Genomic DNA, 10,413 nt, shown 5'->3' with positions numbered 1-10,413 from the left:
GCCCGTATGCGACGGATAAATGCCGCAGCGTAGAGCCTGAGCTGAACACCGTTGACGGTGCTCGCCAGTCGAAATGTCACTACCCACTCGATGATGCCGGGAGGCCCACACTATGAGTACGCACGAGGCCACCTCGCAGCAGTCGCTGCTGCAGGCAATTGACCTGAAAAAACACTACCCGGTGAAGAAGGGGATGTTTGCCCCGGAACGCCTGGTGAAAGCGCTGGACGGCGTATCATTTACCCTAGAGCGCGGCAAAACGCTGGCGGTGGTTGGGGAGTCCGGCTGCGGTAAATCGACGCTAGGTCGCCTGCTGACGATGATCGAAACGCCGAGCGGCGGTGAGCTTTATTATCAGGGGCAGGATCTGCTCAAGCACGACCCACACGCGCAGAAACTGCGTCGACAGAAAATCCAGATTGTATTCCAGAACCCTTACGGTTCTCTGAACCCGCGTAAAAAAGTGGGGCAGATTCTGGAAGAACCGCTGTTGATTAACACCTCGCTCAGCAAAGAGCAGCGCCGTGAAAAAGCGTTGGCGATGATGGCGAAAGTGGGCCTGAAAACCGAGCACTACGACCGCTATCCGCACATGTTCTCCGGCGGCCAGCGCCAGCGTATTGCTATTGCCCGTGGTCTGATGCTTGACCCGGACGTGGTGATTGCCGATGAACCGGTTTCCGCGCTCGACGTATCGGTGCGTGCGCAGGTGCTGAACCTGATGATGGATTTGCAGCAGGAGTTGGGGCTGTCCTACGTCTTTATCTCCCACGACCTGTCAGTCGTAGAACACATTGCCGATGAAGTGATGGTGATGTATCTGGGGCGCTGCGTCGAGAAGGGGACGAAGGACCAGATCTTCAACAATCCTCGTCATCCGTACACCCAGGCGCTGCTCTCCGCTACCCCACGTCTGAACCCGGACGACCGCCGCGAGCGTATCAAACTGACCGGCGAGCTACCAAGCCCACTGAATCCACCGCCGGGCTGTGCGTTCAACGCCCGCTGCCGCCGCCGTTTTGGCCAGTGCACGCAGCTGCAACCACAGCTGAAAGAGTATGGTGGCCAGCTGGTGGCGTGTTTCGCAGTCGATCAGGATGAGAATCCAGAAAAAACGGCGTAGCCCGATACTCATCCGAGATAGCAGAGCCGCAGGGATAAAACCCTGCGGCTTTTTTTGTCCCTGTAGCCCGGGCGAGGCGTTTACGCCGACCCCGGGGCTGCTCGGTACTCATCCCGGCGTCGCTGCGCTCGGCCGGGCTACGGGTAGGTCGGGCGCTATTCTGAAAAAGGGGTGACGACGGCGAGTTGAAGGGCTGATTGCAGTAGTATCGTCGGCAAGCCGGGTTTCCCGGCGAGGCGCAATGTTGCGGGGGCTTGATCCCCGGCGGCATAAGTTGCTGGAAAGAGAAAACCCCCGCACGTTGTTTGGTATAAACCAGCAACATAACGGGGGCCATTCTTTGACTCGCAAACAAAGGATAGCCGCGAACTGTTGCTATTGCAACCAAGGCGGCTACATGACGCTCGCAGAGCTTGGCGTGCTTTTCTGGCACGATCTGGCAGCTCCGATTGCGGTGGGAATTATCACCAGCGCGATTCTGAGCTGGTGGCGTGACCGGAAATAACGTCAACTGACGGGCGTTTGTCCGCCGCAGTGGCAGCATGCGCCCGAACCGGGCCGCAGGGGTAAAATCCTGCGGCCTTTTTCGTTTTACTGTGGGTACGGCACCCAGGAACCGCCGTTCAGGCGAACGTATGGTTTACCCTGATACTGAACGACGACGGCGTTAGAGTTCTCTGACACCGCGGCGGTCTGCGGCAGGTTGCCGGTAAAGGCCGACCAGTCGACGCTATCTTCGGTAAAGATTTTACCGTCTACCGCGCGGGCAACCAATTCGGAAACCGCCAGGTAGCTGCTTGGCTGATTAATATCGATAGCGGCCCCCTGATGCGGTGCTTTCATACCGAAGAATTTAATCGCAGCCGGTACGTGGGTAATCGACGGGCTTGGGATATCGCGCAGACCAGAAACCTGCATTTTATCGCCCTGCAGCGCCGCGCCGTGTTCTGGCACCACGATGACCATCACTCTACGACCCGACTTCTCCAGTTCGGTAAAGAAGTCGTCCAGTTCATCAAACAATTTCTGCGCTCGAGTCTTATAGTCCGCCGTTTTGCTCTGCCCCTGATAATGGTTGCCGTCATGCAGTGGGAGAATGTTGTAGAAGGTCGCGGAGCGTCCACCGGCAGGCATATCCGGTGATTGTAACCAGCGGTCGAGTACCGCCAGATCGTCATACACCGGTGAGCCATCGAAGGAGAGCAGGTTAACCGGCAGTTTGCTTTGGTCCATTAGTGGGCTTTGCATGCCGCCATTTTCACGCACTTCTTTGAGGAAATCACCGAACACACCGTTGTGGTCCAGCATCAGGTGCTGGGTGAAGCCCAGCTTCGCCAGGTTATCAAACAGGTAGCACTGGTTGCCCGCTGGCTGATACAGGTTGGTGTGCGACGGCTGACCGCAGCTTGCACGCAGCAGACGAATCGCCGCCGGGCCGCTGTATGAGGTGGCGGAGTTGAAGTTGCTAAAGCGAATATCAAAGTGCGACCACAGCGGATGCTGCATCATACCTGCGGCGTCCACATCGGAGTTAGCCAGCGAACAGATGTTGATAACCAGCAGATCAAACGGCTGAGCATCTTCCGGCAGTTGTGCCGGGAAGGTGGTGGTCCGTTTGCTTTCAGAAGCATAGAAGCTGTTCAGCCAGGCGTTCAGGTTATCTGACGTTGGTGCAGCGGTCTGTGCGGGGGTATCACCGCTTGCTGCTGCGCTACTTGCCGCCGCGGCAGGGGCCGTGGTGGTAGCAGCGGTAGCGTTAGTTGCCTGCCCAGTAGGCCACAGGTTAATAGAAGGGAGCAGTGGGCTGATGTTAACCCATATCATCGCGGCGACGACAAAAACGGTAATACGAATCCACTGGTTTAAGAACAGCCAGGCGACCACGAGGACAAAGAAGGCACCGACCATCTGCCAGTTAATAAAGCGGGTGACCAGATCCCAGATGTAATCAGCGCTAAAGCCCGCAATCTGCGAACCCTGGCTCATAATGCTTTCCGGGCCTGGCAGCCAGGTATCGTGCCAGAACAGCGCAAAGCCGAGTGGAATGGCAATCCAGTTGCGCCAGCGGTGCAGTCGGCTGTTCGGCAGAGGGAAAATCAGGAACGCCATGAACACGAGGTTCATCATCGGATGGAAATTAAGGTATCCCGCCCACAGCAGGCCAAACTTGACCAGGAAATAGAGGTTCCAGCCAGACAGGCCCCGCCAGTAGTGCCAAAGCGGTGAAGGGGTAGCGGCGTCTTTTTTCGTCGATTTAGTCATTTTTTGATTTTGCCCTGACGGCCAGATCCCGGCGCAATACGCCGACGGGTTTAACATAGCGAGGTTTTAGAAACATCAAGCGGAACGTGTTCTCAATACGGCGCTGATAATGACGCGCCAGGTAACCCAGCGGGAAAAAGATCAGCGCGCAGAGGATCACGAGTTGAATAATATCGCTTATCGACATCATGATGATGTTCCTTTGGCATCCGTAGACAGGCGGCACGGTTCGGGATAGCGGCGCCAGCTGTTATCTTCGTAGGTCGCGTTAATCACGTTTTTTGGCTTCGGCGAGATCCGCAGCGGCTGCGTCCAGAGCTCCTGCTTCACGTCGCGCATATCAACCAGTTCTGCGGCGATTTGCTTATCTTCGAACCAAATCATGCGGTTAGAGAATATATCCCCGGTTGGCAGCGGGAAAATATGGTTCAGGGCTTTGTCGAGGTCGTTGACGCGGCAGAAGGAGAGGAACAGCACCAGGCGGCGATCGGCAATGGTCACGATATCGCCCATACGGTGCGGACGGCACAGGGTCAACGCCTGCTCAACGCGCAGTCCCGGCGCGGGTCTTAGCGCCACCATCACGCCTTTGCTGTCCGCAGGCAGCAGCGTGTTGTTGATGACTTTTTGCACCGCGTCGCAGAATACGTCCCACTTCTGGTAGCCCTTGAGCTTCAGCGGCTCAGTGTTGGCCAGCAGCGTCGTTAAATCTTCCGGTACGTGACGACTAAACTGCTGCGACTGAACGCTTTCAATTAAGGTCAGACTACGTGAGAGGGGGGCGCTTGCGGAGATAACGATGTTGGCCCCGCAGCTCAACAGCAGGCGTTCATCGGTGGCACGCAGGCTAGGAGTGGTCTCTCGGACAACAATTTTTAATGCGCTGCCGCGCTGTCGACGCAGCGTATGAATATATCGAGCAAGCTGCTCTATCTGGCTATTCTGGCTTAGCGAAAATATGACGGTTGCGGCCTGGGCGGTACGTGCGGCATTAAAAACGGCGTCGTTGGTGTCGAATAAAGTCCAGTGCTCAGAAAGTGCGGGCGCACCTTCAAGAATAACGATGTTGCTGAGCACTTCTTTTTCGTCACTACGTGGCTGAACGTTTGCAACCTCTTCTTGCGCTAAATGCCAGCCGTTGTCGTTTTGTTTAATTAAGAGCTGTTGGCGGGCGCTAACGCCTTTTTCATTAGACCAGTAAGATATATCGAATAGTTGACTATCGCCCTGGTAACGTAAACTTGCCAGGCCGGAAAGGGCGCGATACTCGCCGAGTAAAACGGAAGTTTGGGCATCGGCATTGTTGCCGGGGCTGAGCACCAGAAGCGTGCAGCCATAGTATTTAGCCCATTTCTGAGACTTGTTTACCCAATCGTGGATTTTATCAGCTGGAATATTTTCCCAGGCATTGTGGGCGCATAACAGAATGACGAAATAACCGTTGGGTTCAAGCGTGCGCAGCAGATCGCGGCGCATAAAGTATAGGCTATCTGCGCTACCCGGCATGGTAAACAGCGATATTTTATCAGGACCGGAGTTTCCCTTTAATTCTATAAGGTTATTGGGGTTTTGGCCCATGCACACCACCGCCACTTTCGCCGTATTCTGCTGCGCGGAGAGCGTCTGGTTGAGCAGGCTTACGGCATCTTCATGACGGTCAGTATTAATCCACCACACGCCGCCCGCAGGCATATGGCTCACTTCATCCCAAAGTGACTGGATACCAATAGAAAATATGGGGTTCATCGCGTCCCTCTTATCGACGATAATCCTGCGTTTAAGTTTACTAGTGTAAGCGCTAGAATAAACCTAATATTGAAATTAAATAGCATCAGATTTAGCATGTATACTCTTCATTATTAGAGTTATCGTCAGGTGATAAGAGAATAAATCCCCTGAAATCTGCATAACTATGTAGTTGATGTGAGTAAGTTCTGAATCACTCGCCTACAATCTGAAGTATGACGAGTATAAACGAATTTCATGGAAAGGTTGCCCTTCGAGTGATGGGTGCATTCGTACTTTGAATTCAGAGGGAGAAAAAAATGTCAGATAATGAACCGGCGACATCAGTTGATTCTCAACTTGGCTACACTTTTCAGAATGATTTTATCGCTTTAAGTCGAGCTTTCTCTCTTCCCAATATAGATTACACTGATATTTCCCAGCGTGAGAAATTAGCCGCGGCGTTTAAGCGCTGGCCTCTGCTGGCAGAGTTTGCAGAACAAAAAGCCGAACAAAAATAAGGAAGCCATAATGGCTATTCTGGGATTGCAGGGCGTACGTGGCGGCGTAGGTACAACGTCTATCACGGCGGCATTAGCGTGGTCATTACAGCTGCTCGGGGAGTCGGTGCTGGTCATCGATGCGTGTCCTGACAATATGCTACGTCTGTCATTCAACGATGAAATTGGTCGTCAAAGCGGTTGGGCGCGAGCAGCGCTGGACGGTCAGGACTGGCGCGACGCCGGTTTGCGTTACACCTCGCTGATTGATGTTCTGCCATTCGGTCAGCTGCAACCGGGTGAGCTGGAACATACCGGAGCCCTGAGTGATACGCTATCGATGATAGTTTCTCTGGTGCAAACGCTGGAGCGCGAAGGCCACTACCAGTGGATTCTGCTGGATCTTCCCCACGGCTTTTATCCCTGGACCGCATCGCTTGTCGAAGCCTGCCACTTTACGCTAACGATTCTTAAACCGGATGCTAACTGCCACGTTCGCCTGCATCAACAACCTCAGCCTGCCAACACGCATCTTTTGATCAATGGGTTACGCATGAGTAGCCCGTTGCAGGAAGACCTTTACCAGGTCTGGCTGCAAACCCAGCGACGTCTGCTTCCGGTGGTCATTCACCTCGATGAAGCGATGGCCGAAAGCCTGGCCAGCAAGCAGCCGCTGGGCGAATATCGCCATGATTCCCTCGCAGCTGAAGAGATGATCACTCTCGCGAACTGGTGCCTGATGCACTACGCGGGGCTTCGCCCGGTAACGGAGCGCGAAGCATGATTCGCCTCGGCAGCTGGATATTCGTTCCGCCGGTTTATGCGCGACTGCACGAGCGCTATCTCGGCTATCGACAGGCGGGCTCATCCTGGCTTTCCGCGACCTTGACCTGCCTGTGGGTGGGGCTGGCGTGGCTCTTCCTGCCACTGGAGAATCCTCGCTGGCAGGCGCTAAGTGCCCGTCAGGATGAACTGTTCCCGCATATTAATTTTTCCCGACCGCGTCCGCTTGATCCATTGCGTTTCGCGCTACAGGCGGTCTGGCTCATTGCCACCAAACCATCAGAACAGCGCAGCACGCGCCCGTGGAAACCGCTGGCAGGCATTGACCTGATACGTGAGCGTTACAATCGCTGGGCAGAGGAACTGCCGAATCGGATGCGCGCGCAAACCGGTCATCTCGATGCCAAAAAAGAGCTGGCGCACCTGAATCCAAAGCTGCGCCGCCTGATTCTTGGTGTCGTGGTCACGCTGTCGCTGATGCTGGCGCTGGTCTGTATTACTCAGCCATTTAACCCGCTCTCACAGTTTATCTTCCTGCTGCTACTGTGGGGTGTGGCGCTACTGGTGCGACGCATCCCGGGGCGCTTCTCGGCGCTGATGCTGATTGTGCTTTCGCTGACGGTTTCCTGCCGCTACATCTGGTGGCGCTATACCTCAACGCTCAACTGGAATGATCCGGTCAGCCTGGTGTGTGGTCTGATCCTGCTGTTTGCCGAAACCTATGCCTGGATTGTGCTGGTGCTGGGCTATTTCCAGGTCGTCTGGCCGCTGAACCGCCACCCGGTGCCGCTGCCAAAGGACATGAACGAATGGCCTTCGGTTGATATCTTCGTGCCGACCTATAACGAAGACCTGAACGTGGTGAAAAACACCGTTTATGCGTCGCTCGGCATCGACTGGCCAAAAGATAAGATTGAAATCTGGATCCTCGATGACGGCGCCCGCGAAGAGTTTAAGCAGTTCGCCAAAGATGTGGGCGTTCACTACGTAGCGCGTACCACGCATGAACATGCAAAAGCGGGGAACATCAACAACGCGCTGAAGTATGCCAAAGGCGAGTTCGTGTCGATTTTCGACTGCGACCACGTGCCGACGCGCTCGTTCCTGCAGATGACCATGGGCTGGTTCCTGAAGGATAAGAAGCTGGCGATGATGCAGACGCCGCACCACTTCTTCTCGCCTGACCCGTTTGAACGTAACCTGGGCCGTTTCCGTAAAACGCCGAACGAAGGCACGCTGTTCTACGGGCTGGTGCAGGACGGTAACGACATGTGGGATGCGACCTTCTTCTGCGGCTCCTGCGCCGTGATTCGCCGTAAACCGCTGGATGAAATTGGCGGTATCGCCGTAGAAACCGTGACCGAAGATGCGCATACCTCGCTGCGTCTGCACCGTCGTGGCTACACCTCTGCTTACATGCGTTTGCCGCAGGCGGCTGGGCTGGCGACGGAGAGTCTGTCGGCGCATATCGGCCAGCGTATTCGCTGGGCGCGCGGCATGGTGCAGATATTCCGTATGGATAACCCCTTGTTTGGTAAAGGGCTGAAGCTACCGCAGCGGCTGTGTTACCTCAACGCAATGTTCCACTTCTTGTCGGGCGTGCCGCGGCTTATCTTCCTTACCGCGCCGCTGGCCTTCCTGCTGCTGCATGCCTACATCATCTATGCCCCGGCGCTGATGATTGCGCTGTTCGTCCTGCCGCACATGATTCACGCCAGCCTGACCAACTCGAAAATTCAGGGCAAATACCGCCACTCCTTCTGGAGTGAAATCTATGAAACGGTACTTGCGTGGTACATCGCGCCGCCGACGATGGTGGCGCTGTTTAACCCGCACAAAGGTAAATTCAACGTCACCGCGAAAGGCGGGCTGGTGGAAGAGGAATACGTCGACTGGGTTATCTCGCGCCCGTATATCTTCCTCGTGCTGCTGAACCTGGTGGGTGTGGCATTTGGTATCTGGCGCTACCTGTACGGCCCGGCGGATGAAACGCTGACCGTGTGGATAAGCCTGGTGTGGGTGTTCTATAACCTGATTATCCTCGGCGGCGCGGTGGCGGTGTCGGTGGAAAGTAAACAGGTGCGTCGTTCGCATCGCGTTGAAATCAAAATGCCGGGGGCGATTTCCCGTGAAGACGGTCACCTCTTCTCCTGTACGGTGCATGACTTCTCTGACGGCGGCGTGGGTATTCGTATCAACGGTGACGCCCAGGTGCTGGAAGAGCAGAAGGTCAACCTGCTGCTCAAACGCGGCCAGCAGGAGTATGTCTTCCCGACGCAGGTGGTGCGCGTACTGGGCAGCGAAGTGGGTCTCAAGCTGCTGCCGATGAGCACCCGCCAGCATATCGATTTTGTACAGTGTACGTTTGCGCGTGCGGATACGTGGGCGCTCTGGCAGGACAGCTTCCCGGAAGATAAACCACTGGAAAGCCTGATGGATATTCTGAAACTGGGATTCCGTGGTTATCGTCACCTGGCCGAATTCGCGCCACCGGTGGCAAAAGAGATTTTCCGGTCGCTCACCTCGCTGGTGGCGTGGGTGGCTTCGTTCATTCCGCGCCGTCCAGAACGTGAGGCGGTAATCGAGCATCCGCTATCGGCTATGGCTCAACAATAATGATGATGAACCAATGAAAAGAAAACTTTCCTGGATTTGTGCAGTGGCGGTGGGCATGGGCAGTTTACTGCCGCTCACGACGCATTCAGAACCGACAACAGAGGTGGCCGTAACGCCGACTGTTCAGGACAACGCAGCGGCTCCTGCCCCTGCCGATGCGGCAACCACGTCGCCGGTGATGGTGGAAGATGCGCCATCTCGCGACGTAAAGCTTTCTTTTGCCCAGATTGCGCCGCCGCCGGGTAGCATGGTCCTGCGCGGAGCGAATCCTGACGGTGGCATTGAGTTCGGCATGCGCAGCGACGAAGTGGTGTCGAAGGCGCTGCTGAATCTGACCTACACGCCGTCTCCATCATTACTGCCGACCGTCTCTCAGCTGAAGGTTTATCTTAACGATGAGCTGATGGGCGTGCTGCCGGTTACCAAAGAGCAGTTGGGTAAAAAGGTTTCGACGCAGATCCCAATCGATCCGCTCTATATCACCGATTTTAACCGTGTGCGCCTTGAGTTTATTGGCCACTACCGCGACGTCTGCGAAAACCCGGCGAACACCACCGTCTGGCTGGACGTGGCGCGTAACAGCTCGCTGGATTTAACCTACCAGTCGCTGAAGGTGCGTAACGACCTGTCGCATTTCCCGGTGCCGTTCTTTGACGCCCGCGATAACCGCGCGCTGAATCTGCCGATGGTCTTTGCCGGCTCTCCTGATCTACCACAGCAGCAGGCGGCCGGTATCGTCGCTTCGTGGTTTGGCGCGAAGGCCGGCTGGCGCGGCCAGACCTTCCCGGTGATGTTTAACACCTTGCCGGAAAGTAACGCGATCGTCTTTGCCACTAACGGAAGTCGTCCTGACTTCCTGCGCGATCACCCGGCGGTGAAAGCACCGACGATCGAAATGATCGACCATCCTAATAACCCGTACATGAAGCTGCTGGTGGTCTTTGGTCGTGACGATAACGACCTGCTGAAAGCCGCTCAGGGCATTGCGGCCGGTAATATTCTGTTCCGTGGCGACAGCGTGACGGTGGATGAAGTTAAACCGCTGCTGGCCCGCGCGCCGTACGACGCTCCAAACTGGGTGCGTACCGACCGTCCGGTCACCTTCGGTGAGCTGAAAACGTACGAACAGCAGCTACAGTCCACCGGGCTGGAACCGGCCTCTATCAACCTGTCGCTGAACCTGCCGCCGGATCTCTATCTGCTGCGCAGCACCGGCATCGACATGGATCTGAAATACCGTTACACCATGCCGTCGGTGAAGGACAGCTCACGGATGGATATCAGCCTGAACAACCAGTTCCTGCAGTCGTTTAGCCTGAACAGCACGCAGGATGTGAACAAGCTGATGATGCGTCTGCCGGTGCTGCAAGGCCTGCTGGACGGTAAGAACGACGTCAGCATCCC

Annotated in this window: 9 protein-coding genes and 1 pseudogene; 7 read left to right on the top strand and 3 right to left on the bottom strand. The window is 55.7% G+C overall.

All coding sequences use genetic code 11. From position 1 onward, the window contains the following. The 3 genes and pseudogenes from dppD to GKAS_RS24280 form a co-directional block, all read left to right on the top strand. Nucleotides 1-116 (top strand): annotated as a pseudogene (gene dppD / locus GKAS_RS24660) (dipeptide ABC transporter ATP-binding protein DppD); the annotation flags it as partial. Then, complete coding sequence (gene dppF / locus GKAS_RS20900) at nt 113-1,123, top strand: dipeptide ABC transporter ATP-binding subunit DppF (protein WP_035897102.1); 1,011 nt, start codon at nt 113-115, stop codon at nt 1,121-1,123. The pseudogene dppD and the gene dppF, both read left to right, overlap by 4 nt. Before the next feature lie 397 nt (nt 1,124-1,520). After that, nucleotides 1,521-1,628: a type I toxin-antitoxin system toxin Ldr family protein gene (locus tag GKAS_RS24280; RefSeq protein ID WP_072011452.1), complete on the top strand. Its 108-nt coding sequence runs from the start codon at nt 1,521-1,523 to the stop codon at nt 1,626-1,628. An 86-nt stretch (nt 1,629-1,714) separates the two neighbouring features. On the opposite strand, the gene bcsG is transcribed toward GKAS_RS24280, so the two are convergent. Genes bcsG through bcsE form a run of 3 tightly spaced genes read right to left on the bottom strand, consistent with a single transcriptional unit; the run spans nt 1,715 to nt 5,131 of the window. Next, nucleotides 1,715-3,385 (bottom strand): cellulose biosynthesis protein BcsG, encoded by a 1,671-nt coding sequence (gene bcsG / locus GKAS_RS20895; protein ID WP_035897101.1) that lies wholly within the window; start codon nt 3,383-3,385, stop codon nt 1,715-1,717. Beyond that, entirely contained in the window at nt 3,378-3,575 is a 198-nt protein-coding gene (gene bcsF / locus GKAS_RS20890) for a cellulose biosynthesis protein BcsF (RefSeq protein WP_035897099.1), read from the bottom strand. The genes bcsG and bcsF overlap by 8 nt, the downstream gene beginning before the upstream one ends. After that, nucleotides 3,572-5,131, bottom strand: coding sequence for a cellulose biosynthesis protein BcsE (gene bcsE / locus GKAS_RS20885; RefSeq protein WP_035897098.1), 1,560 nt, complete (start codon nt 5,129-5,131; stop codon nt 3,572-3,574). The genes bcsF and bcsE overlap by 4 nt, the downstream gene beginning before the upstream one ends. 299 nt (nt 5,132-5,430) lie before the next feature. Here bcsE and bcsR point away from each other — a divergent pair, with 299 nt between their 5' ends. The 4 genes from bcsR to bcsB all read left to right on the top strand — a co-directional run. Beyond that, nucleotides 5,431-5,631, top strand: a complete 201-nt coding sequence (gene bcsR, locus GKAS_RS20880; protein WP_035897096.1) for a cellulose biosynthesis protein BcsR — start codon at nt 5,431-5,433, stop codon at nt 5,629-5,631. A gap of 10 nt (nt 5,632-5,641) precedes the next feature. Beyond that, nucleotides 5,642-6,394 (top strand): cellulose biosynthesis protein BcsQ, encoded by a 753-nt coding sequence (bcsQ, locus tag GKAS_RS20875; RefSeq protein WP_035897095.1) that lies wholly within the window; start codon nt 5,642-5,644, stop codon nt 6,392-6,394. Beyond that, on the top strand, nt 6,391-9,009 hold the full coding sequence (gene bcsA / locus GKAS_RS20870) for a UDP-forming cellulose synthase catalytic subunit (RefSeq protein WP_035897094.1): 2,619 nt from the start codon (nt 6,391-6,393) through the stop codon (nt 9,007-9,009). The genes bcsQ and bcsA overlap by 4 nt, the downstream gene beginning before the upstream one ends. A gap of 13 nt (nt 9,010-9,022) precedes the next feature. Beyond that, a partial coding sequence (gene bcsB / locus GKAS_RS20865) for a cellulose biosynthesis cyclic di-GMP-binding regulatory protein BcsB (RefSeq protein ID WP_035897103.1) occupies nt 9,023-10,413 on the top strand: 1,391 nt, incomplete at its 3' end.

This window comes from Kluyvera ascorbata ATCC 33433 (genome assembly GCF_000735365.1).
Lineage (GTDB): Bacteria > Pseudomonadota > Gammaproteobacteria > Enterobacterales > Enterobacteriaceae > Kluyvera > Kluyvera ascorbata.
Note: the sequence above shows the minus strand (reverse complement) of the source record. Positions and strands in the feature narration are given on the sequence as shown.

What these genes read in the sequence shown, in the direction of transcription:
- bcsE (WP_035897098.1), bottom strand. Translation starts at nt 5,131, where the DNA reads ATGAACCCCATATTTTCTATTGGTATCCAGTCACTTTGGGATGAAGTG.
- dppF (WP_035897102.1), top strand. Translation starts at nt 113, where the DNA reads ATGAGTACGCACGAGGCCACCTCGCAGCAGTCGCTGCTGCAGGCAATT.
- bcsG (WP_035897101.1), bottom strand. Translation starts at nt 3,385, where the DNA reads ATGACTAAATCGACGAAAAAAGACGCCGCTACCCCTTCACCGCTTTGG.
- GKAS_RS24280 (WP_072011452.1), top strand. Translation starts at nt 1,521, where the DNA reads ATGACGCTCGCAGAGCTTGGCGTGCTTTTCTGGCACGATCTGGCAGCT.
- bcsF (WP_035897099.1), bottom strand. Translation starts at nt 3,575, where the DNA reads ATGATGTCGATAAGCGATATTATTCAACTCGTGATCCTCTGCGCGCTG.
- bcsQ (WP_035897095.1), top strand. Translation starts at nt 5,642, where the DNA reads ATGGCTATTCTGGGATTGCAGGGCGTACGTGGCGGCGTAGGTACAACG.
- bcsR (WP_035897096.1), top strand. Translation starts at nt 5,431, where the DNA reads ATGTCAGATAATGAACCGGCGACATCAGTTGATTCTCAACTTGGCTAC.
- bcsA (WP_035897094.1), top strand. Translation starts at nt 6,391, where the DNA reads ATGATTCGCCTCGGCAGCTGGATATTCGTTCCGCCGGTTTATGCGCGA.